This window comes from Herminiimonas sp. (assembly GCF_030655415.1).
The window spans coordinates 284870-302205 of the sequence record NZ_JAURVN010000002.1; the positions used below are offsets into that span (position 1 = coordinate 284870).

Annotated in this window: 19 protein-coding genes; 18 read left to right on the top strand and 1 reads right to left on the bottom strand. The window is 51.7% G+C overall.

Annotated elements, in window-relative coordinates; all coding sequences use genetic code 11:
- The first annotated feature begins 38 nt into the window (after positions 1-38).
- Positions 39-1067, top strand: a complete 1029-nt coding sequence (gene hrcA / locus Q7T66_RS01440; RefSeq protein WP_304931468.1) for a heat-inducible transcriptional repressor HrcA — start codon at positions 39-41, stop codon at positions 1065-1067.
- Between the two features lie 96 nt (positions 1068-1163).
- On the opposite strand, the gene fur is transcribed toward hrcA, so the two are convergent.
- Positions 1164-1589 (bottom strand): ferric iron uptake transcriptional regulator, encoded by a 426-nt coding sequence (gene fur, locus Q7T66_RS01445; protein ID WP_304931469.1) that lies wholly within the window; start codon positions 1587-1589, stop codon positions 1164-1166.
- Positions 1590-1665: 76 nt separating this feature from the next.
- Between fur and Q7T66_RS01450 the strand changes: the two genes are divergently transcribed.
- The 17 genes from Q7T66_RS01450 to Q7T66_RS01530 all read left to right on the top strand — a co-directional run bounded on the left by Q7T66_RS01450 (position 1666) and on the right by Q7T66_RS01530 (position 17303).
- Complete coding sequence (locus Q7T66_RS01450) at positions 1666-2286, top strand: outer membrane protein assembly factor BamE (RefSeq protein WP_370691588.1); 621 nt, start codon at positions 1666-1668, stop codon at positions 2284-2286.
- A gap of 30 nt (positions 2287-2316) precedes the next feature.
- Positions 2317-3129 (top strand): 4-hydroxy-tetrahydrodipicolinate reductase, encoded by an 813-nt coding sequence (gene dapB, locus Q7T66_RS01455; protein WP_304931470.1) that lies wholly within the window; start codon positions 2317-2319, stop codon positions 3127-3129.
- A 97-nt stretch (positions 3130-3226) separates the two neighbouring features.
- Complete coding sequence (locus tag Q7T66_RS01460; protein WP_304931471.1) at positions 3227-3916, top strand: MotA/TolQ/ExbB proton channel family protein; 690 nt, start codon at positions 3227-3229, stop codon at positions 3914-3916.
- Positions 3917-3962: 46 nt separating this feature from the next.
- A complete protein-coding gene (locus Q7T66_RS01465) occupies positions 3963-4400 on the top strand; it encodes a biopolymer transporter ExbD (protein ID WP_304931472.1) in 438 nt (145 codons plus the stop codon).
- Positions 4401-4404: 4 nt separating this feature from the next.
- Complete coding sequence (locus Q7T66_RS01470) at positions 4405-4731, top strand: barstar family protein (RefSeq protein ID WP_304931473.1); 327 nt, start codon at positions 4405-4407, stop codon at positions 4729-4731.
- 149 nt (positions 4732-4880) lie between these two features.
- Positions 4881-7526, top strand: a complete 2646-nt coding sequence (leuS, locus tag Q7T66_RS01475) for a leucine--tRNA ligase (RefSeq protein WP_304931707.1) — start codon at positions 4881-4883, stop codon at positions 7524-7526.
- A 105-nt stretch (positions 7527-7631) separates the two neighbouring features.
- Positions 7632-8162, top strand: coding sequence for an LPS assembly lipoprotein LptE (gene lptE / locus Q7T66_RS01480; RefSeq protein WP_304931474.1), 531 nt, complete (start codon positions 7632-7634; stop codon positions 8160-8162).
- Positions 8163-8174: 12 nt separating this feature from the next.
- On the top strand, positions 8175-9191 hold the full coding sequence (holA, locus tag Q7T66_RS01485; protein ID WP_304931475.1) for a DNA polymerase III subunit delta: 1017 nt from the start codon (positions 8175-8177) through the stop codon (positions 9189-9191).
- A 183-nt stretch (positions 9192-9374) separates the two neighbouring features.
- Complete coding sequence (locus Q7T66_RS01490; RefSeq protein ID WP_304931477.1) at positions 9375-10640, top strand: glutamate-5-semialdehyde dehydrogenase; 1266 nt, start codon at positions 9375-9377, stop codon at positions 10638-10640.
- A 35-nt stretch (positions 10641-10675) separates the two neighbouring features.
- Positions 10676-11083, top strand: coding sequence for a CopD family protein (locus tag Q7T66_RS01495; protein WP_304931478.1), 408 nt, complete (start codon positions 10676-10678; stop codon positions 11081-11083).
- 14 nt (positions 11084-11097) lie between these two features.
- A complete protein-coding gene (locus tag Q7T66_RS01500) occupies positions 11098-11703 on the top strand; it encodes a 2-hydroxychromene-2-carboxylate isomerase (protein ID WP_304931479.1) in 606 nt (201 codons plus the stop codon).
- A gap of 160 nt (positions 11704-11863) precedes the next feature.
- Positions 11864-13093: a class I SAM-dependent RNA methyltransferase gene (locus Q7T66_RS01505; protein ID WP_304931480.1), complete on the top strand. Its 1230-nt coding sequence runs from the start codon at positions 11864-11866 to the stop codon at positions 13091-13093.
- 111 nt (positions 13094-13204) lie between these two features.
- Positions 13205-13645, top strand: coding sequence for a hypothetical protein (locus Q7T66_RS01510; RefSeq protein WP_304931481.1), 441 nt, complete (start codon positions 13205-13207; stop codon positions 13643-13645).
- A gap of 141 nt (positions 13646-13786) precedes the next feature.
- Positions 13787-14473: a YafY family protein gene (locus tag Q7T66_RS01515; RefSeq protein WP_304931709.1), complete on the top strand. Its 687-nt coding sequence runs from the start codon at positions 13787-13789 to the stop codon at positions 14471-14473.
- Between the two features lie 155 nt (positions 14474-14628).
- A complete protein-coding gene (locus tag Q7T66_RS01520; RefSeq protein WP_304931482.1) occupies positions 14629-15192 on the top strand; it encodes a TetR/AcrR family transcriptional regulator in 564 nt (187 codons plus the stop codon).
- Positions 15193-15255: 63 nt separating this feature from the next.
- Positions 15256-15735 (top strand): nuclear transport factor 2 family protein, encoded by a 480-nt coding sequence (locus Q7T66_RS01525; RefSeq protein WP_304931483.1) that lies wholly within the window; start codon positions 15256-15258, stop codon positions 15733-15735.
- Between the two features lie 296 nt (positions 15736-16031).
- Positions 16032-17303: a multidrug effflux MFS transporter gene (locus tag Q7T66_RS01530; RefSeq protein WP_304931484.1), complete on the top strand. Its 1272-nt coding sequence runs from the start codon at positions 16032-16034 to the stop codon at positions 17301-17303.
- The last annotated feature ends 33 nt before the right edge of the window (positions 17304-17336 follow it).

Below are 17336 nucleotides of genomic sequence, written 5' to 3' on the forward strand. Positions count from 1 at the left end.
TGCAGTTCCGCATTGCCACTCATTACAATAGCAACATCATGCAACTCGATAATCGCGCACAAACATTACTGAAAGCTCTGGTCGAACGCTATATAGCGGACGGCCAACCTGTCGGTTCGCGCGAGCTTTCAAAAATTTCCGGCCTTGATCTGTCGCCTGCGACGATACGCAACATCATGGCCGACCTGGAAGAAATGGGGTTCGTCGCCAGCCCGCACACTTCCGCTGGAAGAGTCCCAACACCACGCGGCTATCGCGTGTTTGTCGATACCTTGCTGACGGTGCAAACGATCGATGAAAGCGGACTGGAATCCAAATTACAGACCACGCTGCAAACCGGTTCTTCGCAAAAAATTATTTCGAATGCAGCGCAAATCCTGTCTTCACTGTCCGAGTTCGCAGGCATCGTATTAACGCCGCGGCGTGAGTCGGTATTCCAGCAAATCGACTTTTTACGCTTGTCTGAAAAACGCATATTGCTGGTTATCGTCGGCCCGACCGGCGATGTGCAAAACCGCCTGCTGCTGACCGACGTCGATTATTCGCCTACGCAACTAGTGCGCGCAGCCAATTACATCAACCAGAATTATGGCGGCCTGAGTTTTGACGAAGTGAGAGTCCGTTTGCAAGGCGAGTTGAAAGCTTTACAAGATGATATGACGCGCCTGATGCAAGCGGCGGTAGAAGCCGGCAGCGATGCCATGAATGACAGTAGCGACGACGTCGTGATTTCCGGCGAACGCAATCTGCTCAGCGTGACCGATCTGTCATCAAACATGACATCGCTAAGAAAACTATTCGATTTGTTTGAGCAAAAAACCAGCCTGATGCAATTGCTGGACGTTTCCAACAAGGCAACCGGCGTACAAATTTTTATTGGCGGCGAATCAAATTTGGTCGCGATGGATCAAATGAGCGTGGTGACATCGCCCTACACGGTAAACGGCAAAGTAGTCGGCACTTTAGGAGTGATCGGACCTACGCGTATGGCCTACGAACGGGTAATCCCAATTGTCGATATCACGGCAAAATTGCTATCGAATGCGCTCAGTCATACGCATAGCTGAATTCAAATCTGCATTTAATTGCGGCATCCATATGAAAAAGCCACGCACTCGATAAAGAGCGCGTGGCTTTTTAATGAAGGCTAAACTGGCGCCGACTTATTTCTTCGGCTTGCGGCAGCTCTTGCAATGGCCGTATAAAGCCAATGCGTGATCGGCGATTTCAAAGCCGTGTTCTTGTGCGATCTTGACCTGGCGTTTTTCGATTTCTGCATCAAAGAATTCTTCTACTTTGCCGCAATCCAGACACACCAGATGATCATGATGCGTACCTTCGTTCAATTCAAACACTGCTTTACCAGTTTCAAAATGGTTGCGTTGCAGCAAGCCAGCTTGTTCGAATTGCGTCAAAACGCGATAGACCGTTGCCAGGCCGACATCGAGATTATCTGCCAGCAGCATCTTGTATACGTCTTCGGCACTCAGATGGCGTACTTCGGCATTCTGAAAAATGTCGAGGATTTTCAGGCGTGGCAGCGTCGCTTTTAGACCGCTGGCTTTTAATTCAGATGGATTGTTGGGCATGTTCTTGTTCAGATTGAGGATATCTGCCTTATCATATAGCGTTTTCGTACAATTGCTCAATCCCTTGAGATTCATTATGCAAATGCTGCCCCCATATTTTAATCGTGCCCCAGCCCTCGCTGGTACATTTTGCTTGTTGCTGGCAACGGCCCTCACAGGTTGTGCGTCGAAAAATCCATTGATGGAAGAACCTGCGCCAGTCGCGGCTAAAGCCAAAACGGCTGCGCCACCTGTAGCGCAAGCACCGGCTCCAGCGCCTGCTGAAGAAAAAGTGGTCGCTTCTGCACCGACCGCCGCTCCTGTAGCACCGGTTGCTGTCGCTACTGCTCCCGCAGCAGCAAGTACAACGACTGGCGTGCAAACCAAACAGGAAAAACGCTTCCTCGGCATTTTCCGCCCGTATCGTCCTGATATTCAACAAGGCAATTTCGTTTCACAAGAAATGGTCGCCCAATTGAAACCAGGCATGACGCAAGATCAAGTGATCTTCCTGCTCGGCACGCCGTTGCTGACCGATGTATTTCACTCCGATCGCTGGGATTACTCCTTCCGCCTACAAAAAGGCAATGGCGAAGTCACTACCAGCCGCGTGACGGTTTTCTTCAAGGACAAACTGGTTTCGAGTTTTGAAGGCGGCGATTTGCCGACCGAAAAAGACTATCTGGAACGCATTGCCGACAAAGCAAAAGTCAAATAATTCGCTGAACAAACTGAATACCATTTACGCATGAATCAATTGAAAATCGCGGTTGCAGGCGCATCCGGCCGCATGGGTCACATGTTGATCGAAGCCATCCAGCAAGCATCGGACGCCACGCTTTCAGGCGCACTGGATATCGCGGCTTCGCCTGCCATCGGCAACGACGCAGCAGCATTTCTGGGCAAACCGGCTCGCGTTCTGATCGAATCGGATTTCGCCAAAGGTTTGGCAAATGCCGATTTCCTGATCGACTTTACCCGTCCTGAAGGCACGCTTGAACATCTGAAGTACTGCGCTGATCACGGCATCAAAATGATTATCGGCACCACAGGTTTCGATGCAGCGGGCAAGGCAGCTATCGCCGCAGCAGCAGAAAAAACCGCGATCATGTTTGCACCGAATATGAGTGTAGGCGTGAACGTCACGATGAAATTGCTGGAAATGGCCGCGAAGAATTTTTCCGAAGGCTACGACATCGAAATCATAGAAGCACATCACCGCAACAAGGTCGATGCGCCATCCGGCACCGCGATCAAAATGGGTGAAGTGATTGCCGGTGCATTAGGCAAGGATTTGAACGATGTCGCAGTCTGGGCGCGCGAAGGCGTAACTGGCGCACGTGATCCGTCATCGATTGGTTTTGCGACCATACGCGGCGGCGACATAATTGGCGACCACACCGTCTTGTTTGCTGGCGACGGTGAACGCATCGAGATTTCGCACAAATCGTCTAGTCGCGTGTCATATGCAAACGGCAGCCTGCGTGCAGCACGCTTCCTTGCTGACAAGAAAACTGGTTTGTACGATATGCAAGACGTATTAGGTTTGCGCGAAATCTGAAGCTCAGCAGAGCAGTTACGTAACAAGAAAAACCCGAACGTCGCAAAAGCAGTAACCGATCAATCCAGCTTAATTCCAGCCTACTCAGATCGATAACATGAACTCCACTGCAGAACAAGGATTGGGTCTGGCGCATTACTGGGCGCAAGGCGATGGGGTTTCGCACGCTGTCGCTTACGTGTTGTTGATCATGTCGATCCTCAGCTGGTATTACATTCTGTCAAAAGGCTGGAGTTCGTGGCGCATACGTCGTAGCGCCGCAGCGCTGGAAGGTTTCTGGCAAGCGCCTACGCTGACCGATGCCATTGCCACCATCAAGCTGGCTGATAGCGAAAACGTCTACACGCCGCTGGCCGCACAAAGCGCCGAAGCCGCCAACATCAAACCGCACGCAAACTCACTCAACGCCAACACCGATCCTGGCGAATTGATTACGCGCACCTTACGTCAGGAAATCAATCGCGTTTCAGCCCGACTCGAAAGCGGCCTGACGTTATTGGCATCGGTTGGTTCTACCGCTCCTTTCGTAGGTTTGTTCGGTACTGTGTGGGGCATTTATCACGCGCTGGTCGCCGTCTCCGCATCTGGCACCGTGCAAATCGACAAGGTCGCAGGTCCAGTCGGCGAAGCACTGATCATGACGGCACTTGGTCTCGCAGTAGCGATTCCAGCCGTGCTGGCCTACAACGCTTTTACCCGCGTCAATCGCGTCACGCTGGCAGAGCTGGATGCGTTTGCGCATGATCTGCATGCTTATCTGACTACCGGCGCACGCGTCGGCAAATGACATCGTTTTTTGCTATGAAAACTGGTAAAAAAGTGTAGGAGCAAACATGGCATTCGGCGGATTTAACGACAACAAGCAACCAGCACCAATGGCGGACATTAACGTCACGCCTATGGTCGATGTGATGTTGGTATTGCTGGTGATTTTCATCATCACCGCACCGCTGTTCACGCATGCGATCAAGCTGGATTTACCGGCTGCGCAATCAGCACCAGCGCCTACGGAGCCAAGCACGATTTCCCTGTCGATCAATGGCGATGGCGCGATTTTCTGGAACAACGATCCGATTACGCAAGAAGCATTAAATAGCCGATTGGTCATTGCATCCAAGCAGCAGCCCCAACCGCAATTACAATTGCGCGCCGATAAAGGCACGCGCTATGAAGTTATCGCGCAAGTCATGGCTGCGGCGCAAACTAACGGCTTGACCAAGTTGGGCTTCGTCACTGAGGTGCCGACTTCGGTACCTCCAACAAAAAAGTAAATTCATGGCTGTCGTACATTTGAATGGCGAAACCATCGCCGACTGGAACACTTTTCACGCTGCTTGCAAAACAGCATTCGGCTTCCCCGATTTCTACGGCTGCACGATCGATGCGTGGGTTGATTGCCTGAGTTATCTGCGCGACGAAGAAAATATGACGAAATTCATTCTGAAGCCAAATGAAAAGCTGCAAATCGTCGTCGATCACGCAGACATTTTACGTAAAAATGCTCCCGACCTCCTCGAAGAAGTCGCCTTCTGCATAGAAGGCATCAACGAACGCTACGCCGATTACGGCGAAAATCCGGCACTGGAACTCAAACTCGCCTGAACACTGCAGTTCAGCGAAAACGAAACTCATCCAAGTTAAGCCCGGGCAAGCTTGCAATTGCCTCGCTGCCGACACGCCATCCGAGTGGGCGAACCAGTATAATCATGGGTTCGTATATACATTCACCCTCACTTTTGGCTCCATCCGTCATGCAAGATAAATACAGCCCCGCCGACGTAGAAAAATCGGCGCACGACCATTGGCAGGCAATCGACGCGTACAAAGCGGTCGAACATGCCAAAGATAAAAACGGCAAAGACAAGAAAAAATTCTACGCATGCTCGATGCTGCCTTACCCATCCGGCAAGCTGCACATGGGTCACGTGCGCAATTACACAATCAACGACGTGATGTATCGCTATCTGCGCATGAACGGCTACAACGTGTTGATGCCGATGGGCTGGGACGCGTTTGGTATGCCAGCAGAAAATGCCGCGATGGCGAACAATGTGCCGCCGGCGCAATGGACTTACGCCAACATCGATTACATGAAGACGCAAATGGCGTCCATGGGCTTGGCCATCGACTGGTCACGAGAAATGACGGCCTGCAAGCCTGAGTATTACAAATGGAATCAGTGGATGTTCCTGAAGATGCTCGAAAAAGGCATCATCTACAAAAAAACCGGCACAGTTAACTGGGATCCTATCGATCAAACAGTGCTCGCCAATGAGCAAGTTATCGACGGTCGCGGCTGGCGTTCCGGCGCGCTGATCGAGAAGCGCGAAATCCCGATGTACTACGCGCGCATCACCGATTACGCAGAAGAATTGCTGGACCACGTCGACAATAAATTGCCGGGCTGGCCAGAACGCGTGCGTACCATGCAATCCAACTGGATAGGCAAATCGACAGGCGTACGTTTTGCGTTCACGCATGACATCAAGGAAGATGACAAGCTGATCAATGACGGCAAACTGTGGGTCTTCACCACACGTGCTGACACGATCAAGGGCGTCACTTTTTGCGCAGTTGCACCGGAACACGCACTCGCCGCTTTTGCAGCGAAATCGAATCCTGAGTTGGCCGATTTCATCGCCGAATGCAAACTCGGTAGCGTCATCGAAGCCGACATGGCAACGATGGAAAAGAAAGGCATGCCAACCGGTTTGTTCGTCAAACATCCATTGACCGGCTCGCTGGTCGAAGTATGGGTCGGTAACTACGTACTGATCACTTACGGCGACGGTGCCGTAATGGGCGTACCGGCGCACGACGAACGCGACTTTGCATTCGCACAAAAATACGTACTACCTATCCATCAAGTGATTGATGTTGAAGGCAAAACTTTTTCTGACGTCAGCTGGCACGACTGGTATGCCGACAAGGAAAACGGTCGCTGCATTAACTCCGGCAAATACGATGGTTTGAATCACCAGCAAGCAGTTGACGCCATCGCTGCCGACCTAGAAGAACTCGGCTTGGGTGAAAAGAAAATCACCTATCGCCTGCGCGACTGGGGTATTTCACGTCAGCGCTATTGGGGCACGCCGATCCCGATGATTAACTGCGCCGATTGTGGTGCAGTGCCTGTTCCCGAAAAAGATTTGCCTGTCGTCCTCCCGGAAGATTGCGTGCCGGATGGCAGCGGTAATCCACTGAACAAACACGAAGCTTTCCTTAAATGCGATTGCCCGAAGTGCGGCAAACCTGCGCGTCGCGAAACCGACACGATGGATACCTTCGTCGATTCATCCTGGTACTACATGCGCTATTGCTCGCCGAACAGCAGCGAGGCAATGGTCGACGACCGTAACGATTACTGGATGCCGATGGATCAGTACATCGGCGGCATCGAACATGCAGTCCTGCATTTGCTGTACGCGCGCTTCTGGACCAAGGTCATGCGCGACTTCGGTCTGATCAAGTTCGATGAGCCATTTACCAATCTGCTGACGCAAGGCATGGTGCTGAACGAAACTTACTATCGTGAAGAATCCAACGGTAAAAAGATTTGGTTCAACCCGGCCGATGTACAGCTTGAATTGGATGAAAAAGGTCGCCCTGTTTCTGCAAAACTGACTACCGATGGTCAGCCTGTTGCAATCGGTGGTACGGAAAAAATGTCGAAGTCGAAGAACAACGGCATCGATCCGCAAGCGCAAATCGATCAGTACGGCGCGGATACTGCGCGCCTGTTCACGATGTTTGCCTCGCCACCGGAACAAACTCTGGAATGGTCGGGCGCTGGAGTCGAAGGTGCGAACCGCTTCCTGCGTCGCGTATGGGCTTATTCATACAATCAATCGGCCCGCATCGCTGCAGCAACGACTGTCGATTTGAGCAAGCTGACCGAAGCGCAAAAGACCTTGCGTCGCGAAGTGCACAAGATTCTGCAACAAGCTGACAGCGATTTCAAACGGATTCAATACAACACCGTCGTCTCCGCCAGCATGAAAATGCTGAACACGCTGGAAGCTGCCAAGCTGGATGATTCCGCTGCGTCGAATGCAGTGATCAGCGAAGGCTTGTCTATTTTCCTGCGCATACTCAATCCGATCGCACCGCACATTACGCACGCGCTGTGGCAAGAGCTGGGCTTCGCAAAAGCGCATGGCGATATACTCGATGCATCGTGGCCGCAAGTCGATGCAGCGGCGCTGGAACAAGCTGAAATTGAAATGATGATTCAGGTCAACGGCAAACTGCGTGGCAGCATCATCGTTGCGAAAGATGCGGACAAAGCCAGTATTGAAGCAGCAGCGCTGGCGAATGAAACCGTACAGAAGTTCATCGAAGGCACACCGAAGAAAATCATCGTGGTGCCTGGCAAACTGGTCAACATCGTTGCCTGATTTGATTGATAGTGCAACGAGTGCAGCACAATCGTTTTGAAGGTTTAGCTGAAATGCTTATTGTTTGAAGTACTGCTCTAAAGTAAAAATCACGCAGGATTATCCATGCTAAAAAATCGCCGTCTTCTCTGTATCGCTTTGGCTTCTACCGTCATGCTATCGGCATGCGGTTTCAAGTTGCGCGGTTCTATCCTCGGTAACAACTTGCCGTTCAAATCGATTTTCCTCGCAGTGCCAGAAACCTCGGCGCTAGGCATCGAGTTACGCCGCTATATTCGGGGCAGCGGCGAGCTGGAGATAAAGGATAGACAGGAAGATGCGGAAGCAACGCTCGACATCACCAATGAGATTCGCGACAAGGTAATTTTGTCACTGAATAGCCAAGGTCGTGTACGCGAATACGTGCTGTACTACCGCGTCACCATCCGTGTACGTGACAACAAGAATGTTGAACTGCTGGCACCAACGCAAATCGTCTTGAAGCGCGACATCAGCTATAACGAAAATCAGGTTCTGGCAAAAGAAGCGGAAGAAGCGATGCTGTATCGCGACATGCAATCTGATCTGGTACAGCAGATTCTGCGTCGTATGGCCGCCATCAAGCCAGTGGACGCCAACGCAACGACACCGCAATAACGCAACGCATATATGCAACTGCGCTTTGATGCTCTTGATACGCACTTAAGCAAGCCGCTAGCCGGCTTGTATGTCATCACGAGCGACGAGCATTTGCTGGCGCTGGAAGCTGCTGACAAGATACGCAAGACGGCTCGTGCACAAGGTTTTTCCGAACGCGAAGTTCTGGTTGTTGATCGCAGCTTCAAATGGGGCGAACTGCTGGCAGCCAATCAATCGCAATCGCTATTTGGCGATAAAAAATTGATTGAACTGCGCATCCCTACCGGCAAACCCGGCAAGGATGGCGGCAAGGCCTTACAGGATTATTCGGCATCGCTCAGCCCTGACAACCTGACCCTGATTACATTGCCCAAGCTCGATTGGGCCACGCAAAAAGCGGCGTGGGTCGCGAGCTTGCAACAAGCCAGTGTATTCATCGATATTCCCTTGGTCGAACGCGCGCAATTGCCGGCGTGGCTGGGTGTGCGCCTGGCTGCGCAACACCAAAGCGCGAATCGCGAATGCCTGGACTTTATCGCTGAACGCGTCGAAGGCAATTTGCTCGCCGCACATCAAGAAATACAAAAGCTGGCGCTGCTTTATCCGGAAGGTCCACTGAGCTTCGAGCAAATCCACGATGCCGTGCTGAATGTCGCACGCTACGATGTATTCAAACTGAATGAAGCGATGCTGAGCGGCGATACGGCAAGACTGGTGCGCATGCTGGAAGGTTTGCAAGGCGAAGGCGAGGCATTACCGCTGGTGTTGTGGGCGGTTGCAGAAGAAATTCGCACTTTGCTGAAACTGAAATCTGGCGTCGCACAAGGTCGACAGCTTAGTCAGTTGACGAAAGAGCATCGCATCTGGGGTCCGCGTGAACGACTGATAGAACCGGCCTTACGCAGACTGAAATTAGCTACGCTGGAAAGCGCGCTGCAGGAAGCGGCACAAATCGATAAGATGGTGAAAGGCTTGCGTGCCAAGAAGTTTTCTGGCGATGCCTGGGATGCAATGTTGCAGTTGGGCTTGAAGATCGCTAGAGGCTAAAGAGAAGCCACGGCGCAAAGAACAGCGAGCTTGCGATAACGCTTAGTGCAACCATATATGCTGCAAGCCCTAATGGTGGGTTGCAACAGTAGCCAAAACATCAAGACAAAGAATTCGTATCAAACAGTTTCAGTGCTATCCGCTGTATTTAATTAATCGAAGTACCAACCATTCCTGAACAAAATGGATATCAAGCAATACATGAAAGAAGTCGGTCAACGTGCACGCAAGGCTTCGCGTGCAATGGCCAAGGCTGATACCGCTGCCAAGAACAAGGCTTTGTCGCTGATCGCTGCTGCGATTCATCGTGATGCCGATATCTTGCGCGCAGCAAATCAAAAGGATCTGGATGCAGCACGTGCCAACGGTTTGGCACCGGCTCTGCTCGACCGCCTGACCTTATCGGATAAAGCGATTGCCACTATGGCAGAAGGCCTGGAGCAAATCGTTGCCCTGCCCGATCCTATCGGCGAAATCTCGAATATGAAATATCGTCCAACCGGAATTCAAGTTGGACAAATGCGCGTGCCACTCGGCGTGATTGGCATCATTTATGAAGCACGTCCAAACGTCACCGTCGATGCTGCAGGTTTGTGCATCAAGAGCGGCAACGCGACCATTTTGCGCGGTGGCTCGGAAGCGATTCACTGCAATCAGGCGCTGGCAAAAATCGTCAGCGAAGGTTTGGCCGGCGCGGGCTTGCCTGCCGATGCAGTACAAATTGTGGAAACCACGGATAGAGCCGCAGTCGGTGAATTGATTACCATGCCTGAATACGTGGACGTTATCGTGCCACGCGGCGGCAAAGGTTTGATAGCACGCTTGATGAAGGAATCCAAAGTACCGATGATCAAACATCTGGACGGCATTTGCCACGTCTACATCGACAGCAATGCAGACTTGAAGAAAGCCGTGGATATTTCATTCAATGCAAAATGCCATCGTTACGGCACTTGCAACACGATGGAAACTTTGTTGGTCGCGCGTTCAATCGCATCTGCGGTTTTGCCAGAGCTGGCGAAATTGTATGCAACCCAAGAAGTGGAATTGCGCGCTGACGATGAAGCGCGCGCGATCTTGAAAGGTTATCCGCATTTGACCGCAGTCACTGAACAGGATTGGAGCGAAGAATATCTGGCGCCCATCCTTGCGGTCAAAATTGTCGAGAACATGGATGAAGCGATCGAGCACATCAATAACTATTCGTCGCAGCACACAGACAGCATCGTGACGGAAGACTACACGCGCGCGATGCGCTTTTTGCGTGAAGTTGATTCGGCGTCAGTGATGATCAACGCCTCGACGCGTTTTGCCGATGGTTTTGAATATGGCCTGGGTGCAGAAATCGGCATCTCTAACGACAAGCTGCATGCACGCGGTCCAGTTGGCTTGGATGGATTGACGTCATTGAAGTATGTCGTCTTTGGTCACGGTGAAGTCCGCGCTTAATTTTCGCGCAGTCGATTCGTCCTTGGGAAAACACCATGCTTTGGATTAAAGCGCTGCATATCGTGTTTGTGATGTCGTGGTTTGCCGGCTTGTTTTATCTGCCGCGCATCTTCGTCAATCTGGCGATGGAAACCGACACTACCGCGACGACTCGTTTGCTGTTGATGGCACGCAAGCTATACCGTTTCACAACGATACTTGCGATTCCAGCGCTGATCTTTGGTGCTTGGCTGATGAGTTACGGCTTCAACGGTGGCTGGTTGCATGCCAAGCTGGCACTGGTTGTGCTAGTGATCGGTTACCACCACGCTTGCGGTTCCTTGCTGAAAAAATTTGAACGCGGCGCAAATCGGCGCAGCCATAAATGGTATCGCTGGTTTAACGAAGTGCCGGTCGTTCTGCTGCTGGTGATTGTCATCCTGGTCGTTGTCAAACCGTTTTAAATTAGGGAGTTTTCATGGCCAAGGTTTGTGAATATTATTTTGCACCGCAATCACCCTGGTCTTATTTCGGCCATGAGCGTCTGCTCGCATTAGCGAAGCAATACGATGTGCAAATCGATATGAAGCCTGTCGATCTGGCGAAAATTTTTAGTGTCTCTGGCGGCTTGCCTTTGGCCAAACGTCCGCCGCAACGTCAGGCTTATCGTCTGATCGAGTTGAAACGCTGGAGCGAATATCTTGATTTACCGTTGCATCCACAACCACAGTTTTTTCCGGTATCGGGCGATCCCGCGGCGAAGCTGATCATTGCCACCAAGTTCGCACACGGCACTGATGCGGCGCTTGCACTGACTAGCGCAGTGATGCGCGCATTGTGGGCGGAAGAAAAAAACATCATGGATACGGAGACGCTGATCGGATTGGCGAATGCTGCCGGTCATGATGGCGCAGCATTATTGAAATCATCGGAAACTACTGCCGTACAAAACGAATACGAGCAATTCACTAACGATGCGATGGCTGCCAGCGTATTCGGCGCACCTTGGTATGTCGTCGATGGCGTTGCGTTTTGGGGCCAAGACAGATTGGATTTCGTTGAGCGTGCTTTTCAAAGCGCTTAACAAGAATCGGCAGTCAGCTCTGTTTCGGAAGTTTTATCAAAAAGTAACTGAGCAAGTTTTGCCGAATAATTTTTAAAGAAGTACTGCAGCACCCAGCTCACGCGACGCATCATCAAGATGCGGTCGCGCGTCTATTTTCATAACGGATAAAAGGTCCCCCATGTCAGCACCACATTCTTATTTCTGTCCATGCCCGCGCGGTTTGGAAATCGCCCTCGCAGAAGAACTCAACGAGATCGCAGCAGCGCCCGGCAGCGGCAATACACTCAAGGTACATTTGCAAGTGCCGGGCGGTGTGCATTGCTCTGGGACGCTGCAAGATGCGTATCGCATCAACCTGCATTCGCGCATTGCATCACGCGTGTTGATGCGCATGGCGCACGCCAGCTACACGACTGAAAACGATATTTATGATTTGACGCTGGCGCAACCGTGGGAAGACTGGTTCGCCGTGCATCACACGATCCGTATCGACGTTACCGCGATTAAATCGCCGCTACGTAGTCTTGAATTCACCACACTGAAAATCAAGGATGCGATCTGCGACCGCTTCCGCGATATTTATAACGAACGTCCTTCCGTCGATACCAAGATGCCGGATATGCGCGTGGTCGGCTTTCTTGACGCACGCACCTTCACGGTCTATCTCGACACATCTGGCGAAGCTTTATTCAAGCGCGGCTGGCGCATGGAAACCGGTGACGCGCCTTTGCGCGAAAATCTGGCTGCAGGTTTGTTGCGCACATCAGGCTGGAAGCCGGGCATGACTCTGTTCGATCCTATGTGCGGCTCCGGCACTATCCTGGCCGAAGCAGCGCAAATGCTGGCAGGTATTCCACCAGGTTTGCATCGCGCTTTCGCCTTCGAAAAATTTGCCGGCTTTAGTACTGCAGAATGGTCAGCGATCAAGGGCAGCGTCAAACCAAATGTATTGCCAACAGAACCAACTATTTTCGGCAGCGATATTTCCGGCGATATGGTCACGATGACGCGTAATAATTTGAACAAGGCCGGCATTCGCTTCGACGTCCCGCTGAAGCAGATCGAAGCGCAAGAAGTGAAAGCGCCTAGCGAAGTGCCAGGCATCTTGCTGACAAATCCACCGTATGGCGAACGTATCGGCATCCGTGGTGACAGCACCGCAGAAGCTGACGACATGGCAAAAGATTTTTTCAGCGCCTTGGGCACAACTTTGAAACAACGCTTCGCCGGCTGGCAGGTGTTTTTGTTTACCGCTGATCTTGGCTTACCGAAGTTATTGCGTCTAAAAGAAGCGCGTAAAACGCCTTTCTTCAATGGCGCGCTGGAATGCCGTTTGTTCCGCTTCGATATGGTGGCCGGCTTCAATCGTCGTGAACAAGCAAAGCCAAAAACAGAATCTGCTGAATAAGCATTTAATACCGCAACTTTCTTCTGCAATCCTGAAGTCTCCTGACACACTGCTGTCAGGAGCACTCTTGCATGATGCGTGCTGCCATTTGGCATTTCACGCGAGAACATCATGCATACAAAAATAAACTGGTTCGAAATCCCATCTACCGACTTCGGTCGCGCCATCCGTTTTTATGAAACGCTATTCGACACGACGCTGCGTCTCGAAAAACCAGATTCTGATTCACTTGAAATGGCTTTGTTCAGCGACGCCGGCGGTATTCCTTGCGGTTGCGTCACGCATTATGAAAGCCACTCGCCAAGCAGCAACGGCACCTTGGTCTACCTGGATGCCAACCCGTCCATCGATGCAGTGCTTTCGCGCGTAGAATCGGCCGGAGGGGAATCCGCCTGCCTAAACTGGAATTGCCCAACGATATCGGCTATATCGCGCATTTCGTCGACACCGAAGGTAATCTGCTGGCGCTACATTCTCAGCACTAAGCATCAATTGCGCATCATCATTCGGCAACGCATCGCTGGACGGAGATGCGCGCATTTGTCAGAATGAGGCGAGGCTTCATTCTGCTTCGTTATGCTTGTTCCTCTTGTTTCTAATTCGTGATTGAGCACAACGTGATCTCTCAACTTGTATCTCCACACCGTTGTGCTGCACGCGTCAGCAATCAAGATGGCGCTCACTGCAAATATCATGCGCCGCGCTGAACGCTTGTTCCAGATCGCGCAGTATTTGCGCGGTCGCCGATTGACTACCGCACATCAGCTTTCTGAATGGTTGGCGGTATCCGAGCGCACGATTTATCGCGACATTCGCGACCTCTCCACATCAGGTATGCCTATCGAAGGCGAAGCCGGCGTCGGCTATCGTGTCAGGGCTGGTTTCGATTTACAGCCCTTGATGTTTTCTACCGACGAGATCGAAGCCATGGTCGCCGGCATGCGCATGGTGCAAGCCTGGGGCGGGCCGCAACTGGCAGCATCCAGCGCCGCTGCCTTGGCGAAAATCACGCTCGCCCTGCCGCGCGAGAAACGCGATTTTGTCGAAGCAACGCCGCTGTTCGCACCCGACTTTCACATCGACCCCGAACATGGCAAACGACTCGAATGCATACGCCAGGCTATCGGCAAACAACACAAGCTGCTACTTCATTACATAGACGCCAAACAGCAAGCCACGCAACGTGTTATCTGGCCGTTAGCCTTGTATTACTGGGGCAGCGGTTGGTCGATTGCCGCATGGTGCGAAACGCGCAACGACTTTCGCTCCTTCCGCCTGGACCGCGTGCAATTGCTGACACAGGGTGAGCGCTATGACAGCGTCGCTGATCGCCGCCTGGCTGATTTTGTACGCGCGATGAAGCGCGACAACTGTAACTGAGTGCCTGCTCATTCAAATCCACACGCCGAAACCGTCGCAAAAAAAGTAGTCAGCGTATCCATCAAGATCCTTCCGTAAGTACCATTTTTCCTGCGTTTTAGCCCAATTCAGAAAAAGCTTGACGCACGTAGAACGATCGTTCTACCATGTTTTCCATGGAAGATATTTCAAGCACCGAAACCATGGGCAAACTGTTGGCAGCAACAGAACGCCTGATTTATGCCGGCGGCATTTGCGCGACTGGCATGGATGCGATCGTCAAATCGTCAGGCGTCGCCAGAAAAACCATCTATCGCTATTTCCGCACCAAGGATGACTTGGTGGCCGAGGCCTTGAGCAAACGCGATGAGCGCTGGATGCGCTGGTTTATCACTACCAGCAACAAGGGCGAGACACCGGCCGGAAAATTGCTGGCGACGTTTGATGCACTGGAAGAATGGTTTTTCACGCCCGACTTTCGCGGCTGCGCATTCATTAATGCAGCAGGAGAAATCGGCGACGCGAGCACGCCGATTCGTGCGGTGGCAAAAAAACACAAGGTCAAGTTGCGCAATTTTTTGCGCGAGCTGGCAGAGGAATATGGCGCAGATGATCCGGAGGAACTGGCAACGGAATTCCTCATTCTGATCGACGGCGCGATTACGGTTGCTTTGGTAATGGGTAACAAGGAAGCTGCACGCGATGCGAAAAAACTCGCGCGTAAATTGCTGCGATCTTGAACAGATTTTTACTCGTCACCGAAGTTGATGCAATGCAGTCCCACTCATTCTATGGAGATCCAGATGTCAGTTAATCCTAATGTCCGTCCACCGCTGCCACCATTCACCCGCGAAACCGCGCTACAAAAAATTCGCGGCGCAGAAGATGGCTGGAACAGCCGCGATCCAGAACGCGTCTCGCTGGTTTACAGCCTCGATACCAAATGGCGTAATCGTGCAGAGTTCGTTACCAACCGCGCAGAAGCGAGGGCATTTCTGGAACGCAAATGGGCGAAGGAACTCGACTATCGTTTGATCAAGGAACTATGGGCTTTTACCGATAATCGTATCGCCGTACGTTACGCATACGAATGGCATGACGATTCCGGTAACTGGTTCCGCTCCTACGGTAACGAAAACTGGGAATTCAACGCCGACGGTTTGATGACCAATCGCTACGCATGCATCAACGATATGCCGATCAAGGAATCGGACCGCAAATTTCATTGGCCCTTGGGTCGTCGTCCGGATGATCATCCAGGCTTGTCGGATCTTGGTTTGTAAAACTGGCTTTAATAACTTCAGTCTACAAACTGATATTTCAAATACCTGTCCAACGTTTTCATTCTAAAGTCAGATCACGCGTAAATCGTGTGATCTGACTTCAATCGTCGGACAGCGTCGCAGTAATCCCTACCCCGATTCTTACCGCAGCAAAACTTCAATCGCAGAAAGGCGCATACTTTGCCCTCTGCTCTACCGCTGGCAGTCCGATCACACGGTCGTACGACGCCGGTATGAAATTTATAATATCCGTTGTTAATACCTGTTGTTAACACCCGAAAAAAGAAAGCTGTCTGATGTCTGTTGAAAAAACACGCCCATCGTCCGTCGCAAGTAAAACGGTCGTGATCAGCAATACTGCGCTGGCCATCATGTTGGCCGCGCTGTCGATGCTCGGGCCGTTTTCGATCGACACGTATCTGCCGGCATTCCCGAATATTCAAGCTTCATTGGGAGCCAGCGCGATCGAGGTACAGCAAACGCTGACCGCCTATATGTTTTCATTTGCAGTGATGATTTTGTGGCACGGCGCATTATCGGATGCCTTCGGGCGGCGCAATATCATACTGGTTGCCTTGGCGGTTTTTGCAGTCGCCACCTTGGGTTGTGCCTCCGCTCATAGCATCGAATATCTTTGGGCTTTCCGCATGTTGCAAGGTCTGGCGGCAGGTGCCGGTGTCGTCATCGGTCGCGCGATTATTCGTGATCTGTATGCGGGATCTGCGGCAGAAAAATTACTCTCGCTGGTGACAATGATTTTTTCGATTGCACCGGCGATTGCGCCGATACTTGGCGGCTGGGTCGTCAAGCATCTGGACTGGCGCGCGATCTTCCTTGGCTTGTTTATTTATGCGGTGCTGCTCTTGATCTATTGCTATAAGCGCTTGCCGGAATCATTGCCGCCAGAAAAACGTCAACCCTTCAATCCTGAATTTTTATATCAAAGTTATAAACGCGTATTCCGTTCACCACTCTTTCATTTGAAGTCGGGTGCGATTGCGTTTAATTTCGCCGGCATGTTTTTGTATGTCGCTGCCGCACCGGTCTTTCTAGTGGAACACTTGGGTCTAGGCCCCGATCAATTCGGCTGGCAGTTTGTACCGACGGTGGGCGGCATTTTTTGTGGCGCACTCGCAGCCAATCGACTCGCCGGCAATATCCCGCTAGCGCGACAAGTGTTAATCGGATTTAGCTTGCTGATTGGTGCAGCGACATTCAACCTGCTGTATCACGCACTGTTCCCGCCTATGCTGCCGTGGTCGGTTGCGCCATTGTTCTTCTACACTTTTGGTATGTCGATGGTGGCACCGGGCGTTACTTTGTTAGTGCTGGATTTATTCCCAAATATTCGTGGCATCGTCGCGTCCTGCCAATCATTTACTCTGACCATGTTGGGCGCACTTGTCGCCGGCGTGATTGCGCCTTTGTTATCGCATTCGCCGGTTGCACTGGCGATGGGCCAACTGAGCTTTACGCTGATAGCCATAAGCTTGTGGCTGGGTGGACGTCGCTATCGTCGACTGCTGGATATGCGTAAAGAGCCGAATGCGTGGGAAACGGTGGAATAGAGATTTAATTATTGCAAATTAAGCATCAAAACC